Raw genomic sequence first — 15,857 nt, 5'->3', positions numbered from 1 at the left:
CAAAAGAAGAGGTGTTTTTATTTATGTGGCAAATTTTATTCGTCCTTTTGCTTCTTTTGTTTTGTCAAGGCTGCGACATTAAAGGCGCGAACGATCCCTATTCTTATGCTCCCTCTAGTTCTCATTCAGTTTGGAGCCCTCCTAAGAAAGCCCAAAAGCGACTGCCATACGATGAACTCAACAAAGATCTCGATGATTACACAGAGTTCTCAAAAGAAAAACCACTCACTCTTGCAGAAATCATCGATGTCGCTCTCTACCACAATCCTCAAACCAAAATGAGTTGGGCCAATGCGCGCATTAGCGCTGCTGAATACGGTCAGTCTTTGCAAAATGAGTTTCTTCAAGCTGAGATCGAAGGAGATTACTCGCGCACAAGATTTGCCGAGTTTACAAGCCGACAGCGAACGATCGTCTATGAAACGCAATACGGTGGAGAGCTCCAACTCACCTACTTAATTCTCGACTTTGGACAAACACGCACTACAAGTGAAGCGGCACTTCAATCCCTTTATAACGCTGACTGGTCGCATAACAGCCAAATTCAAGTGACAATCCAAACGCTCATGAATGACTACTACCAATATCTCTATCAAAAACAATTGCTGTTTGCAGCAGAGCAAGATGTTGTCAACGCCAAGATTTCACTTGATGCGACTCAAGAGCAGTTTCAACGCGGACTTGCAGATGTGTCCGATATGGTTCAAGCCAAAACAAGTTATTTGCAGCAAAAGCTCAATGTCGTGACGCAAAAACAAAATCTGCATACAGCCTATACCCAATTACTCAACGACATGGGGCTTCCATCAGACAAACCCATTTTCTTCGAAGATTACCCTGAGACAATTCAAACTTTTGAATTAGAAGATCTCGATATTCTCGTTCTCAAAGCAAACCAAAATCGCCCCGATTTGATGGCTGCTGAAGCCGCAGTCAAATCAAGTCAGCTCAATTATAAAGCAGCAAGACTGCAAAACTTCCCCACAGTCAGTGGAGAATTTGACATTGGTCGGCAGTATTACAATAGTGGAGTGAGTGATCACTATGACTTCACCGCTTCTGTTTCTCTCAATTATCCCCTCTTCCAAGGGTTCTTCATTGAAAACACCATCAAGCAAGCAAAAGCAGAAATTGAAAACTCGAAAGCTGCCCTTGAGCAGGTTCAACTCAGTATCATTCAAGAAGTGTCCAACTATCGTAGTGATGTGGGTTTTGCGCGAGAATCTCTTCAATATGCTGAGGCCTATTTAGAATCTGCAGAAGAAGATTACAAAGTCAATTTATCTAAATACAAGGTCGGGACGGGAACGATTGTCGACCTCATCAATGCCCAAACTGCTGTAGCAGATGCGAGAGCAAAGCTAGCAACAGCCCAAAATAGCTGGTACACCTCAGTTGCCAACTTGGCCTATGCAACAGGCATTCTAGTCCCACCCTCAACACAGGACGGATATGAAAAAACATTTCATTAGTATTTTTGTCCTTGTCTTAGGAATTTCACTCGTTGGATGTTCAAAAAAGCATGTCAAACGGGAACCAAAACCAGTTCCTGTTAAAATTGCTCGAGCTTACACCAAAAATGTGCCTTACTTCATCAAAACGGTAGGTCACATGGAATCGATCAACATCGTGAACATCATGGCTCAAGCAGACGGACGGCTGATGAAAACCTATTTCGATGATGGAGACTACATTGAAGAAGGTGAACTTTTATTCCTCATCGATCAAAGGCCGTACATCGCTTCATTGAAAAAAGCTGAAGGAGCTCTTGAAGAAAGCCTTGCGAACATGATGTATGCGCGTAGAACAGCTGAGAGAAACTCTAAACTTGTCCAAGACGAATACATCTCTCAAGATACATTTGATAGTTTGGTAACCAATGTCCAAGCAGACGAAGGAATTGTCAAACAAAACGAAGGAGCTCTCGATGATGCAGAAATCAACCTGAGCTATACGACTATCTACTCCCCTATCACAGCGCGCGCAGGAGAAAGGCTGCTCGACGATGGAAACCTAGTTTTGCAAAATGCTGAAACTCCTCTTGTCACACTCAACCAAATCTGCCCCATCTATGCGACCTTCTTTATCAATGAAAAAGACTTACAGAAGATCCAGCGCTGTCAACATCATTCAGTTGGGGGATTAGAAACCATCGTCTCGGTCGAGGACCCCAAGGTTCCCAGCTACAAAGGCCCTTTGACTTTTATTGACAATGGAGTCGATCTTTCAACAGGAATGATTAAGATGAAAGCGACACTGGCAAATGAAGACAAAGCCCTTTGGCCCAATCAGTACATCCAAGTGCAACTCAATCTCGACACCATTGATGATGCCGTTTTAGTTCCTTATGAAGCAGTGCAAAACAATTCCAAGGGAAAATACGTTTTCATCGTCAAAGGAAATCAAACAGTTGAAATGCGCTCCGTCGAAGTTGGTCAAAGACAATCCGACGACACCATCGTGATCACAAAAGGGGTGAAAGATAAAGAAAAAGTGGTCACAGAAGGACAAATTAGCCTCTACGATGGGGCTAAAATCAAAATTGTGAAAGATGCAAATGAGGAAGATTAACGGATGAATTTATCAGAGATTTTTATCCGCCGCCCTGTCATGACCTGCCTCGTCATGGCGACCATTCTCTTTTTTGGAATCTTGGGCTACAAAGCGCTTCCTGTGAGTGACCTTCCTGATGTCTCTTTTCCTACCATTGAAGTCACAACCAGTTACCCTGGAGCCAGTCCGGACACCATGGCTGATACCGTGACCTCCCCTTTGGAAAGACAGTTCACTTCAATCGATGGAATTTTAACGATCTCCTCTTCTAGCACGAATGGAAATTCAACAATTGTCCTCCAATTTGTTCTTGATAAAGATATCGATTCAGCGGCGCAAGATGTCGAAGCTGCGATTAACCGAGCCACACCTAATCTTCCTGATGATCTTCCAAGCAACCCAACTTACAAAAAAACCAACCCAACTGAAACTCCTGTACTTTACTACGCGATTAAATCAGATTCCATGACTTTAGGAGACTTGTATGAGTACGCTTACTCTCTTATGGGGAGACGTCTTGGCATGGTTGAAGGAGTCTCTGATGTCGATGTGTATGGTTCTCCTTTCGCAGTCAGAGTACAAGTTGACCCCGATAAGCTTGCTGCCCATCAGATTGGAATTGATCAAATCGCCAACGCCGTTGTCAAAAGCAATCCACAGAAGCCGGTGGGTAACCTTTACGGCCCAGACGTTGAGTACACGATTGATGTGGATGGCCAAATGCACCATGCGGCCGGGTATAACGAGCTTATTGTCAGAAACAATAACCACGCTCTCGTCAAAATCAAAGATTTAGGTCACGCATTAGACTCCCTTCAAAATGACAAATACAGTCTCAATTACTATACTGCAGACTCCAAAACACCTTGCGTGATCATTGCAATCTTAAAGCAAAACACTGCCAATACCATTAAAGTCATTCAAGGATGTGAAGCTCTCTTAGATAAAATGAAAGATGAACTCCCAGGTTCTGTGGACGTCGTTAATCTCTTTGATCAATCTGTTTGGATCATGGAATCAGTCGATGATGTCCAGTTTACCCTATTCATCGCGTTCCTCTTAGTGGTCGTCGTCGTCCTCTTTTATTTAGGAAAATTCATTGATACGATCATTCCGATTTTAGCTCTTCCCATGTCTGTTGTGGGAACCTTTGCCATGATGTATCTATATGGCTTCAACATCGATATCTTCTCTTTACTAGCCATCACCCTCTCTATTGGGTTTCTTGTGGACGATGCCATTGTCGTCTTAGAGAATATTACACGCCACGTCGAAATGGGGAAAAATACTTGGGAAGCAGCTCTTAACGGTTCCAAACAGATCAGCTTCACGATTTTGTCGATGACTCTTTCCCTTTGCTCTGTTTTCATTCCTATGATTTTCATGGCGGGCATCATGGGACGCATCTTTCGTGAATTTGCCATCACCATCGTCACAGCTGTCTTGATCTCAGGTTTCATTTCTCTTTCCCTCACGCCAATGCTCTGTAGCAAATTTGTTGGTGCACACACGGTTCATGCAGATAAAAATTGGATCGAACGGTTCTCAGATAAAATCAACGGCGGGCTGCAGAACATCTATAAAAGGGGATTAAACTTTGTCTTTAAACACCGTTTTTCGACGCTTTGTGTCGGAATCGCCTCCGTCATCTTGACGCTTGTCTTAGGACTGAGACTGCCCACGGATTTTCTTCCATCTGAAGATTTAGGATTCATTCAAGGCTTTGGGATTTCAAGTGATTCAACCTCACCGTTCAAGATGATCGAGTACCAGGAAAAAGTTGCAGAAATCGTTCGATCAGATCCAAACGTTCTCGAAGTCGTTTCTGCTGCAGCCATTCCAACATCCAACCAGTCCCTGTTCTTCATCAAGCTGAAAGACTACAATAACCGTATGCCCATGCGCATGGTGATTCGTGAGCTATTAGGAAAGCTCCACGAAATTCCAGGAATTCAAGCCTTCATGCGACCGCTCCCCCTACTCAGCCTCGATGTAGGTACAGGCATCAGTATGGGAAACTATCAATATGTCGTCACTGGCCTTGATTCCCAGAAGATGTATGAAGGAGCGGAAGAAATCATGGTTGAAATGCGCAAAACTGGAATGTTCTCACAAGTGACAAGTGACATGCACAACAATGCGCCCTATGCCAATATTAAGATTGATCGAGATCGCGCTTACGACTTAAATGTAACGGCTGAAGGTCTGGAATATGCTTTCGATTATGCCTACGCAGGGGGGGAAATCTCCCTGATTAACAGCGTCGCCGATCAGTACTACGTCATTGTGGAAACATTGCCCAAAGATTATGGACACGTCGATGATCTGAATAAACTCTATATTTCAGCCTCATCGCAAACCCCTTTGACCACTCTGAGCCAAATCAACACTGTTGGAGAAACCTTCCCCACTCAAATTCCCCTTTCAGAAATTGTCAAAATCGAAGAAGGAATTGGTCCCTTAAGCGTGGCCCACCTCAATACGCTCCCCTCTGCAACCATCACATTCGATACAAACCCTGGTGTCCCTCTTGGAACAGCGATTCAAGAGCTCACCAAAATTTCAGATGGAAAACTTGCGCCCGGGATTACAGCAAGTGTTCAAGGATCGGCAGACATTTTTAAACAAACCTTCCAAAGCATGGGATTTCTCTTCGTCGTCACCCTCTTCCTGATCTATGTCATCCTTGGGATTCTCTATGAAAACCTCGTCCATCCGATCACAGTGATGTCAACACTGCCTCCTGCAGGGTTAGGAGCCATCCTCACCCTCCTCATCTTTGGACTACCTCTTTCGCTTTATGCCTTTGTCGGACTCATCATGGTCCTTGGTATCGTCTTGAAAAACGGAATCATGATTGTCGACTTTGCAAATGAAGGAATCAATGAAGGGAAAAATCTCCACGAAGCGATCTACGAAGCCTGCCTGGCCCGTTTCCGCCCCATCCTGATGACAACCTTTGCCGCAATGATGGGAGCAGTCCCCATTGCACTTGGCGTGGGAGGGCTTACTGCTCAGTCGCGTATTCCACTAGGTCTTGTCATTGTAGGAGGTCTGACCATTTCACAAGTGCTGACCCTATTCTTCACACCCGTGGTTTTCACCTATCTCGAATCGATACGAGAAAGAGTGCATGAACGAAAACGTCGTAAGAAGACTAAAAATCCAGACGAGCCCGAACCGTCAGGCCCTGAAAGTTAAGATTGCCCCCTGTTGACCCTCGGTTAAAGAGATCAAACGCATGGGAAAAATCCCACCACATTTGCTCTTCCCATCCCCACTCGAGACCAAAATGGAACTTCTCTTGATAAAACCAGACATCCCAACGGAGCCCCACAGCCAGTTCTAATACCGGAACCATTTGGTAGCGCTCATTTTTCAGACGCAATAGCAAAGCCGAAGCGCTATCTTCACGCAGTCGCAGCCGAAAGCGACTCCACTCTGCAGCAAGAGCCAAATTGCCGAAAATGCTAAAGTTTTTCGTGAAGCAAAAGCTATTTTGTAGTCCCCCCCGGATTCCCATTCCCCATTGATCCACATCATACCAAATCCGATCCGAATTTCTCACACTGCGGTTAGCATCAGAATATCCCTCGCTTCGCACACGATAATCTTGATCCGACCAGTACCCCTTTAAACCAAAGAAGGGACGCAGCATCAGATAAGGACTGACATAAAAGAGACGAGCCCACTCGAGATCGAAAATGTTCATGTGAAAGTCCCACTTGGCACGAGACTCCTCAACACCTCCAACCAAAAAACCTGTTCCCAATAGCTCTTCTCCAATCGGTGTATGAAAACGGTCAGTGGCATCCGATCGAAACCACGTATACTGCAAATAGACATCCCAGCCGTCATGCCCTAAATTAACCCCAAGTCCAGCTTTAAACCCTAGGTGTCCCTCGAAATTGGGTTCATAGACCCTTCCGCGAAAACCACTTTGCCCCGTGACAATGTACTGCAATCCATCTTCGCGAGCTTTCCAGTAAATCAAACTCGCAGAAACGTAAGGCATTGCCACTCCATTTTGAACATAGGTTTGTCCTTTTGGAGTGATTTCATCAGTCGGGGGACGCACAGGTGCCATTTGCTCAGCCGCAAACAGACTCATTGAACATAAAAGAAATATCGACAACCGCTTAAACATAGGAACATGTTCTCAAAAAAAAGAATTATTTCCTAGAGCGTGTTGCAAAATAATATTTCATGCGAGCAGGCCGCTTGCATGAACCAAATGAAACTTAAACGCGAGATGTAGCAGCAAACTTGTTTTGCATTTCTGTTCCCACTCTCATCACATCTTCGAATGGATTAATCGGTTTTGGGATTCTTCCCAAGTGTTCCAATTCTGCTTCGACCTCTTTTGGATCTTTTCCTTGAATCTCTGCAATGACCTTTAGTTGGTCTTGAGCAGCTTCTTCCTTTTCAGCGACAAAAGCCTCGAAGCGAGCTGGTAAGCTGTTAATTAGAATATCTGCGTCTGCAACTCTAGCATTCATGTCCATAGTACGCTCTTGAGTTTCGGAGATGTTTAGTCCCATAATCGATGACACGTAAAGTACCTTCTGAGGATCTTCATTGAAAAGCTGCACATACTCCCGAGCCTGGATATACTCTTGAGGACTTTTAAAAAGCTTGTTAAAGCTACTTTTAACATCAGCCGCAAAATCTGATTTAAGATGATTCAGGTCACGCAATTCCCCAACATTTTGAATGGCTGAATCAAGGCGTCTTGCATTTTCTTGGTGAGCAACGTGTTGCATCTCCCCAATTTGTGAATGACGTGCTGAAATAAATGTACTGATACTCATGTATCTCCTCCTTCTTTCCATGATAGCGACTATTATAACAAATTATTTATTATACATGTAATTAAAATTTAATGTTTTATATATAATTATTATTTTAATTTTGTAAACAATTGGAAATCAGCATCTCTGCTAAAGCTATTGCCGAGGATGAAATTGGTCGAAGGCTTGGTACAGATGCTTATTCGACAAATGGGTGTACCGGTCTGTTGTAGAGATATCTGCATGACCAAGTAGCTCTTGAATCACACGCAGGTCTGCTCCATGATCGAGCAAATGGGTTGCAAAAGAGTGGCGCAGGGTGTGAGGCGAAATGACCTTGTCAATTTGCGCCGCTTTTCCATAATGCTTGATACGTGCCCAAACTTGCGTCCTTCCAATACGCTTCCCCTTTTTTGTGAGAAAAAGAGGCTGATCTTTTAATTTTTTCACCTCTCTTCGAAAGCCTAAGTAATGGTCGAGGGTTTCAACAGCAACTGCGGCAATCGGGACGATCCGTTCTTTGCCTCCTTTTCCTCTGACGTGAACGGTTTTGTCATCGACATCATGAACGTTCAAATTACATAGCTCAGAAACCCGCATCCCCGTTGCATAGAGCATTTCTAAAATCGCTTGATCCCGCGCCCCAATTTCAGTGTCCAAGTCTGGCTCTTTGAGAAGCGCCGTGATTTCGTTTTCCGTGAGAACTTCTGGGATGAGCTGCCACAGTTTGGGCGACTCAATTAAAGCTGTCGGATCTTTTGCTATGAGCTTTTCTCGTTTTAAAAAACGGAAAAATACTTTGATTGCCACAAGAGAGCGGGAAAGGCTGCTTGAAGCATATCCCTTTTGCTTCATCTGTTCGATAAAAGAAATGATCTCTTCTTGACTGACAGCATTTAGGCTTTTTTTCTTTTGGTTGGATAGAAAACTGCGCAAATCGCGCTCATACGCTTCGATTGTATGAATAGACAGTCCCTTTTCGGAACCGATAAAATTTAAAAAGTCCTGGAGCGTTTCTTCGTAAGACATACCCCCCTATTTGTAATAGGGGGGAGTATTTTTAAGCTAGTTTCTCTTTGAGATTTTCCTTCAAGCGACGCTGCTCTTTCTCCGCAATGAGACGGCGTTCTTCTTCTTGGAGAAGGGCGATTTTTCGTCGCGCCACTTCATCGGTTTTCTCATCATCAACAGGCTTTTTCGACCAGCGATAGTAGCTGTATGCGCCAGTCCCGGCCCACATGGCTCCTATCACACCTGCAGCAATAAGTGGAACAAGTCCACCAGAGAAAACTGCAGTCATGACCGATGCTGTCATGAAAAGTCCCATGAGCGACATGATGACCTTATCTCCAAGCTTCGGATCGCCACTTTTGTAAGCTTGCCATAAGTAGTAGCCATCAACTGCAAGCATTCCAACAGAAACAACAACCCAAATCACGGCAAGAGCAATTCCAAGAGCTCCACCTGTTGCACCCATTCCGACAAAGAAGGCAACAGCTCCAAGAACACACAAGAAAGCAATGGCTGCATTCATGCCAATGTTGAAGTTGGTGTTCTTGTTCACTTCTCCTAAGAACTTTTTAGCATCTTCGACAGCTGTCAAATCCTCAGGATCTTGTAAACGCTCTAACAATCGATCCGCTTCTGACTTTTCGAGCTCCTCTTTGACGAGCTTCACAGTTGCAGGATCAGCCATTCGCCCAAGCTCAGCTTCTTTCAATTTCTTCCCAGTGATAAAAGCTGACTTGATGTGCTGCCCGATTTGCGCAATGGTAAACTCATCATACTCATGCAACTCTCCGTATCTTCCAGCAAAGCCTTGGATGTAGTCCTTATCTCCTTGAGACAGTAACTTTTCATCTGCTTCACTGACATCGATAGGTTTGACATTCTCGCCATCCCAAATACTTGGATCATTGACAACCTTGAACGCCATTTCTCGACGATCATCTCGCTTTAAAACAAGCTTATTCATGATATACTCGATTCCACCACGGAGTTTCTCACGCTCTGTTTTAAACTCAGGGTTGTTCATGGCTTTGCTAAGCCCTACCTTAAACTGGATCCCTTTACCCATGCTGATAGCACAAGGAATCGCAAGAAGTAAGTACATCACTCCACCAAGCGCAGAACCGACATTTCCGGTAATCGCAGCACTTTGAGCAACAGACTGAGAACCACTCGATGCAGCGACAAGCGAAAGGATGCGAGTTGGAAGCATCACAGCTCCATAAGCAGTTTCAAAAGCGCCCCGAGCCATGGTCACCTTTCCGCTAACCTGACCCCAAAAGTCGCCAATCTTACTGGCTTCTCTGTTTTCAACATAGCCACGACATCCGGCTATATAGCCTGTCAAAATACTGGCACCGGACGTGATTCCAAGAGCATTATCTGCTGGAGGTGTTGGTTGATTTGCAACAGCCAATTGCACCCCATGAACCATCCGATATAAACTCGAGATATCGCTCGTCGCATAGATAAATTCATTTGATGGACCTGTCACAAGCCACCAAGGTTCCTTCATCTCTTTTTGAGCAACTCTATCTGTTTTCACCGCTGTTTCCAGCAGTGAAGGAGGATCTAAATCGGGTTGTTTAGGCTCACCTCTTTTTACAGCAGGTTTTGCTAGAATCCGATCAGATTCCTTCATTTGAGATTCTTCAATAATTGTTTCGGGCTGATCTTTAATAGATTTGAGCCCGGATACAAGTCCCAAATCAGATGATGTAGAGGTTCTGACGTGAAGACTACGGTTTTTCAACACGGAGTCGCTATGGCCGTCATTCGTACCAACAGAAGGATTTTGTAAATTCTGTGTGAAGAAAAACGGCAACAGCGACCCACTCAAACTAGCTATTAAAGAATAGCCCTTTTGGTATACGCTTGAGGCGAGGCGGCCTGCACCTGCAGACACCCAGCCTCCGCTCACAGGGGAGCGTTGACTTGGACGCGACGGTATCTGTGACGCCATTTTTCAACTCCATAATAGAAAATTAAAAACTTTTGTTTACAGGTTAATAAAGTTTATTATTTTAAACGGTAAAGTCCCGCTCTATTATTGTAGTAAATATTTAATTAAATATCAAGAAAAGATTAAGGTAGAAATTAAGATAAAGTTTCACAAAGAGAGGTGAGAATATCCCGTAAAACTTCAAGAGGACGGAGTTCAGCGTCAAAACGGACGATTTTCTCCTCTGGATAGTGAGCTAAGACAGGGATCGTCTCCTGCTCGTAAATCTCCATCCGGCTATGCAGGATTTTTTCGTCAGAGTCGTCAAAACGCCGCTCAATGAGAGCCCTACGCTTAAGTCTTTGAACCAAAACATCTTTCGTCTTAGACTCCAGAAGAATGATCTTTTGGATCTCTACATGGCTGTCTAAAATCTCAGCCTGATGCTTCGTCCGAGGAATGCCATCAAGGAGGATGAGCTGCTCATCTGGAAAATAGCGGTTCGTCGCAATTAGCCCCATGACATAATGGTGCCAAATTTCGATGGTGATTTCATCCGGAACTAACTTACCCTCAATGGCATAGCTATGATAGAGCTTTCCCGCCGGCGATTCAGGTGACAGGCCCCGAAAAATATCCCCCGAAGAGAGGTGATAGTGATTTCCAGCACTACTCAAGAACTTACCCTGAGTCCCCTTTCCCGATCCTGGAGGACCGAAAATCAGAACAGCACGTAATTTCTCTTTCACTTCGGAAATAAATTTACTCATAACCAGCTATCAATAAGAGGGTTGAAAAAACTTCTTACGATCTAAACCTCTGAATTCACCTTACCAAATCCTAAATTAACGTCTACTATTTTTTAAACCGCTAATAAACAGCTACATAAACCATACATAATATATTAATAATATATTTACTAAATATTAGTAATTTTTTCACGAAAAATGATATAATTAAACTAAATAGGATAATAGTTGGGGAAGTACTATGTCTTCAGGGACAGCAGCATTAACAAAAAATCAACAAACCTACGAAGATCTTAAAGGCCTAGCAGAGAAAGGCTTTGGGATTGAAGTCGGTCGCGTCGAACGCGACGGCGTGATGTACAAGCGGTACGTGATTCCGTACACAACGGAAGGAAACCCTGTACGTACAAGTGATCTCAAAAGAACCTTAGACTCTGAAGATATGGGCCTAGCTGCTCCTAAGATTAAACAAATCAATCAGTTAGCGAAAACTGTCATTGACTCCCACCGAAAAAACCACGATTCAAGCACACAAGAAAAGCGTCAAAATGCCTTCTTCAACCGAGAGGGTTTCCACTATGTGAAGTCTGATGAGATCGACAGAGATGATTCTCATGAGCACTTAGCGCAACCACTCAAAGCTGATGAATACGCCACTTACAGCAGCGCTTTTGGACCAAGCGTCGATGGCATGATAGGTGAACATAAAAACGTCCTTGATCTCAAAGCCAAGTTAACAGGCAAAACGATCGAAGATACTCCGAAAGAAGATCTAGACAGACTCCTTCAAGGTGTTCAAGATAAAAACTTCGTCCGCATTTTTAGAAAAGTTCTTGCAGAGCCTTCGCGTCCAGATACACCTCTCACACAGATTTACACAAAAGCACTTCAGTTATACGTCAAAGAGACCGTTAAGACTTTCCGTGTATCCTTGGACCCAACTTCTCTAGAAGACGTTACAAAAGAACTCAATAAAGCTGCCCACACGAAATTCGACCCAGTAGAAGCAAATCCAAGCGAAACCTGGCTTACCGACAACGTCGATGAACTTGGAAATACGGATAACGCAAAAGTTGTTTTCCAAGCCATTCACGAAGTTGGTTCTAAAGCAGTCGATGCGGATAATCATACATCAACTACAGCGGAGCACGCTTACCAAGCACTTGTCACAAAAGTCAACGATTATTGGTTAGAAGCCAACAGACTTGCCGCAATTGACCATAGTGTTGTCATCGAAATCCCTGAAGATCCACGCTCAGCCGCTCTTCACGGAAGCTCAGGAAGCTCTACAGGAGTACATGGTTCAAGCACTCCAGAGCGAATGGAAGTGGCCAAAGCAGTTCTAAGCAAACCCGATGTTGAAGGAAAAATAAAAGAAATCGATCAAAAAATTGAGAAAGCGAAAGAGCATATTGCGGCCATCGATCATGCATTACCATCTGCACCTTATTCAGACCCATTTGAATTGGAAGCTGCAGAAAAAGTCGGAGAGGCAGCTGTTGATTTCCCTGAAGTCGTATCTTTGGAGCCTTTTGATGCAATGTCCCGCTTAAGAGCGAAAATAACTGAGCTTGAAGAAGAAAAAGCTACACAAACCTATCTTGCGGATCCTCTCAAGTTTCAAGAAGAGATAGATGCATTAAAAGAACAGAGACGTTTAAAAGTTGGCGAAAAGGAAAAGGCTTACAGATTGAGTCTCCTTAGCCCTACTAAAGGAGCAATCCAAACACAAATTGATGCACTAGATGTGTCAATTACTCGAATGGAAAGAGTTCTAACTAAAAGAAGAACTCCTGAAGAAAAAGTGACGCTTCTGAAAACTTTATTACATCAGCCTGTTAGCAGTGCAGTACCCAAATACGCAGACTACAATACTCTTATTACAAAAGTTCTTACAGCTGATACATATCCAAATAACTTGACAGAAGCTGAAGTCGCTGCGCTACAGACATGGCAAATCCCTGAATCAGTGGATAAAAGCGATGCTGGAACATTACTATCAAACCTAAGACTCCACCTCGATGGTGATGCTTTCGAAACCCGTCTTCCTGAAATAAAAGCAAAAGTCTTATCTGTTGACACCACATCAGTTGATTATCAAGGTTATACCTATAATAAGGGCCATTACAGAGCAGCGTACGATTTCTTACAAGGTAAAGGAGGCGCTACTCCATCCGATTTAGATGATCCTCTTGCTAAGGGAATGCTTTATGCTCTCAGGGTAGCTCATGAAGATCCAACTAACGCTCCTAAAGATGCTGATAGCCCAGCCGCTTGGCGAGTAGAAATGAGCAAAATCTTAAAAGCAAAAGAATTCGAGGCTATTGGAACAGAGCTCGAATAGAGAGCTGATGCGATTACAGCTACTATGACTTTAGATCTCCTAAAAACTTCTGCTGGATATACGACATGGGATACAGATAAAAAGCCGCCAGCTTTAACACATGACGCGACCCCGGACTATCATGCACTTTATCAATATCTCATAGGTGCGGAAGAAGCTAGTACACTAGCTAACGAAGGCCTCTATGCATACATAAGTTTACCTGACATTCCTGCGACGATTACAGATCCTGCGAAGAAAATTGAATACCTACAAGATCAAGCTCTTCAACACTATGCCTATTACAAACTAACGAATGATACCACACACGCGATCGCTTTACCTTTAGCAGTAAGTCCATCAGCTGACGATTTTGAAGCTGCGAGGAAGTGGTTAAAAGATCCTCACTCAACACTAACTGAAGGTGCAAAAAAAGGTATCCTTTTCGCGCATGATAAAGGTATGTCATTGGATAACCCAAGCGATCTCCAAGAGATAGAAAAGACGCTTCGGGTTCTTGAGCAAGAACAACGAGATCCACCTGATAGCTTCGGAGCTCATACCCCTTCTAAAGAAGATATCAATGCAGTACTTGCGTTCTTAGATGGCCGCTCAGCAGGTCCGTTGACTGAGAATCAAAGAAAAACATTCAAGCAAATGCAAGCTAAAGCATTAAGTGAGACAACACCTCCAGTAACAGCTGCTAAAGCTAAATATTACCATGACAAAGCAGTAGAAATGCGCTTCGAGCAGGTGACTAGAGATGTTGATGTAACTGGATGGACTCCACAACTAGAACACTTTGAAGGAGCACAACTTTGGTTACAAAGTGCATCACACACTGAACCTAGCGAGGATGTAAAAAAGGCACTAGCTTCATTACATATTGATAGAGACAATTCTCTCACAAAAGCCGAAAGGCGTTTAAAGACTGCTCTACGAGCTTTAGGCCTTGAAAAAGAGAATAAGCCTGTCAACACAGACTCTCATAATCCATCTGCTGCTGATTACACAGCTGTATTTGATTACATAGCAGGTACTACAGCCGGTCCGTTGAATGAAGATCAACTCAAAACATTCAAGCAATTGCAAGACGGTGCACCAACTACTTTGGCTAAAAAACTTGACTACTATGGAGAAAATCTTAATGCAGGTAAACGTATTCTACAGCTTGAGGCTGCGCCTGCACCTATGAATTTCGATACTCATACTCCAACTGCCGATCATTACGAAGCTGTACTTACATACATTGCCGATCCTTCAGCCGCCCCACTGACTGACGCTGACCATCTCAAAACATTTGCTCAATTAAAAGCGAATACTCCTGGAACTCCGAAGGAGAAAATTGAATACTACCGTAGAAGCCTTAATGTAGGAATGAATGCTTTAAGACTTGAAGCAAACCCTATAGCTGATGCAGATTCATACACTCCGACTCAAGAAGATGTTGTAGCTGTAGCCAAGTTCCTTGACGGGTCTTCAACAGCTCCATTAACTGACAACCAGCGCAAAACATTCGAGAAATTGAAAGCAAATACTCCTGGAACTCCGCAAGAGAAAGTTGAATACTATTCTAAAAATATTCGCTTGACTTCTCCCGACTATGCGGCGGCGATAACAGCAGTTGAAAGAGACCATTCAGGAACAAATTGGGCAGCAGTATGGGCGAATGTGGATGGTGTAAAGAGTTTCGATCTAAGCACTGTTAACCCAACTTCAGTTAAAAAGTCTGACTTTGAAAGCGCCCTCAGGAAGCTGAAAGCTGGACAAACGCTGAATAACAAAGAAAAATACGCAGCTAAGTACGTTTACGATATGGTAGAACCTCGCCTTAGAAATGGTGACACAAACCAAATAAAAGGATACATATTTGCAGTTTTCTTTGCGAGAACTACGGCGAACGTAGCAGCTTAGTAACTCTGGGAGTTGCCGCAGCTGCATGAGCCTTTCACGTTGGGATTGGTGACTTTAAAGCCCGATCCCATAAGTCCTTCTAGATAGTCAATTTCACAGCCTAGTAGCCTTGCTAGCATCTTGCTTTTCACGTGGATGTCTATCCCATGCGAGGAAAAGATCGTATCATCTTCTGCTGGACTTTCTGAAAAGTCGAGCACGTACTCAAATCCCCCACAGCCACCTGGTTTGTCTGCAAAGCGAAGAGCCCAGCCTTGCTTGCCGTCTTGCTCTAAGATTGTTTTAAAGCGCTCTGCTGCCCTTTTTGTCATGGTGATGGTGGTCGGGTCTACCTCTTCGGCAATAATCTCATTTAAACGGGCTATCAGAGAGTCGATTTTCTCGTCATCAAAACCATGACCTAACATGCCCACCTCAAGGGTCTCCCATGTTGCTGCCTGGCAGCCGACGCAGTGAAGGCCTGCATTGGTTAATTCCTGAGCTAAGCGCTGCCCTTTATCAGGGTGCTTGGCAAAAATGTCGTCGATTGTCATTCCCCGGGTGATCGGGTGCTTTTCTTTTTCTGTCACTCCATTCCT

The 15,857-nt window shown here is 43.9% G+C and carries 11 protein-coding genes; 5 read left to right on the top strand and 6 right to left on the bottom strand.

Annotated features, from left to right (window positions below; translation table 11 throughout):
• Positions 1-23 precede the first annotated feature (23 nt).
• The 3 genes from ACOOFG_RS05820 to ACOOFG_RS05810 are packed head-to-tail and all read left to right on the top strand — an operon-like array spanning position 24 to position 5,754.
• A complete protein-coding gene (locus ACOOFG_RS05820; protein WP_420420533.1) occupies positions 24-1,472 on the top strand; it encodes a TolC family protein in 1,449 nt (482 codons plus the stop codon).
• Complete coding sequence (locus ACOOFG_RS05815; protein WP_420420532.1) at positions 1,453-2,571, top strand: efflux RND transporter periplasmic adaptor subunit; 1,119 nt, start codon at positions 1,453-1,455, stop codon at positions 2,569-2,571. Before ACOOFG_RS05820 ends, ACOOFG_RS05815 begins: the two co-directional genes overlap by 20 nt.
• Before the next feature lie 3 nt (positions 2,572-2,574).
• Positions 2,575-5,754 carry an efflux RND transporter permease subunit gene (locus tag ACOOFG_RS05810; RefSeq protein ID WP_420420531.1) on the top strand — a complete coding sequence of 1,060 codons (3,180 nt, stop codon included), beginning with the start codon at positions 2,575-2,577 and terminating at the stop codon, positions 5,752-5,754.
• On the opposite strand, the gene ACOOFG_RS05805 is transcribed toward ACOOFG_RS05810, so the two are convergent.
• The 5 genes from ACOOFG_RS05805 to ACOOFG_RS05785 all read right to left on the bottom strand — a co-directional run bounded on the left by ACOOFG_RS05805 (position 5,711) and on the right by ACOOFG_RS05785 (position 11,063).
• Positions 5,711-6,640, bottom strand: a complete 930-nt coding sequence (locus tag ACOOFG_RS05805; protein WP_420420530.1) for an Lpg1974 family pore-forming outer membrane protein — start codon at positions 6,638-6,640, stop codon at positions 5,711-5,713. The two genes, ACOOFG_RS05810 and ACOOFG_RS05805, sit on opposite strands and share 44 nt — an antisense overlap.
• Before the next feature lie 154 nt (positions 6,641-6,794).
• Positions 6,795-7,364: a hypothetical protein gene (locus ACOOFG_RS05800; protein ID WP_420420529.1), complete on the bottom strand. Its 570-nt coding sequence runs from the start codon at positions 7,362-7,364 to the stop codon at positions 6,795-6,797.
• Between the two features lie 135 nt (positions 7,365-7,499).
• On the bottom strand, positions 7,500-8,372 hold the full coding sequence (gene xerD / locus ACOOFG_RS05795; protein WP_420420528.1) for a site-specific tyrosine recombinase XerD: 873 nt from the start codon (positions 8,370-8,372) through the stop codon (positions 7,500-7,502).
• Positions 8,373-8,403: 31 nt separating this feature from the next.
• A complete protein-coding gene (locus ACOOFG_RS05790) occupies positions 8,404-10,314 on the bottom strand; it encodes a hypothetical protein (RefSeq protein WP_420420527.1) in 1,911 nt (636 codons plus the stop codon).
• A gap of 134 nt (positions 10,315-10,448) precedes the next feature.
• A complete protein-coding gene (locus ACOOFG_RS05785) occupies positions 10,449-11,063 on the bottom strand; it encodes an adenylate kinase family protein (protein WP_420420526.1) in 615 nt (204 codons plus the stop codon).
• 220 nt (positions 11,064-11,283) lie between these two features.
• On the opposite strand from ACOOFG_RS05785, the gene ACOOFG_RS05780 reads away from it, so the two are divergent.
• Both ACOOFG_RS05780 and ACOOFG_RS05775 read left to right on the top strand, forming a co-directional pair.
• Entirely contained in the window at positions 11,284-13,386 is a 2,103-nt protein-coding gene (locus ACOOFG_RS05780) for a hypothetical protein (RefSeq protein WP_420420525.1), read from the top strand.
• 24 nt (positions 13,387-13,410) lie between these two features.
• Positions 13,411-15,279: a hypothetical protein gene (locus ACOOFG_RS05775; RefSeq protein ID WP_420420524.1), complete on the top strand. Its 1,869-nt coding sequence runs from the start codon at positions 13,411-13,413 to the stop codon at positions 15,277-15,279.
• Here ACOOFG_RS05775 and ACOOFG_RS05770 read toward each other — a convergent pair.
• A complete protein-coding gene (locus ACOOFG_RS05770) occupies positions 15,276-15,848 on the bottom strand; it encodes an iron-sulfur cluster assembly accessory protein (protein WP_420420523.1) in 573 nt (190 codons plus the stop codon). The genes ACOOFG_RS05775 and ACOOFG_RS05770 overlap by 4 nt on opposite strands.
• Between the last annotated feature and the right edge of the window lie 9 nt (positions 15,849-15,857).

Source organism: Simkania sp. (assembly GCF_965215465.1).
Lineage (GTDB): Bacteria > Chlamydiota > Chlamydiia > Chlamydiales > Simkaniaceae > Simkania.
Note: the sequence above shows the minus strand (reverse complement) of the source record. Positions and strands in the feature narration are given on the sequence as shown.

What these genes read in the sequence shown, in the direction of transcription:
- ACOOFG_RS05820 (WP_420420533.1), top strand. Translation starts at nt 24, where the DNA reads ATGTGGCAAATTTTATTCGTCCTTTTGCTTCTTTTGTTTTGTCAAGGC.
- ACOOFG_RS05780 (WP_420420525.1), top strand. Translation starts at nt 11,284, where the DNA reads ATGTCTTCAGGGACAGCAGCATTAACAAAAAATCAACAAACCTACGAA.
- xerD (WP_420420528.1), bottom strand. Translation starts at nt 8,372, where the DNA reads ATGTCTTACGAAGAAACGCTCCAGGACTTTTTAAATTTTATCGGTTCC.
- ACOOFG_RS05790 (WP_420420527.1), bottom strand. Translation starts at nt 10,314, where the DNA reads ATGGCGTCACAGATACCGTCGCGTCCAAGTCAACGCTCCCCTGTGAGC.
- ACOOFG_RS05805 (WP_420420530.1), bottom strand. Translation starts at nt 6,640, where the DNA reads ATGGCACCTGTGCGTCCCCCGACTGATGAAATCACTCCAAAAGGACAA.
- ACOOFG_RS05800 (WP_420420529.1), bottom strand. Translation starts at nt 7,364, where the DNA reads ATGAGTATCAGTACATTTATTTCAGCACGTCATTCACAAATTGGGGAG.
- ACOOFG_RS05785 (WP_420420526.1), bottom strand. Translation starts at nt 11,063, where the DNA reads ATGAGTAAATTTATTTCCGAAGTGAAAGAGAAATTACGTGCTGTTCTG.
- ACOOFG_RS05815 (WP_420420532.1), top strand. Translation starts at nt 1,453, where the DNA reads ATGAAAAAACATTTCATTAGTATTTTTGTCCTTGTCTTAGGAATTTCA.
- ACOOFG_RS05775 (WP_420420524.1), top strand. Translation starts at nt 13,411, where the DNA reads ATGACTTTAGATCTCCTAAAAACTTCTGCTGGATATACGACATGGGAT.
- ACOOFG_RS05810 (WP_420420531.1), top strand. Translation starts at nt 2,575, where the DNA reads ATGAATTTATCAGAGATTTTTATCCGCCGCCCTGTCATGACCTGCCTC.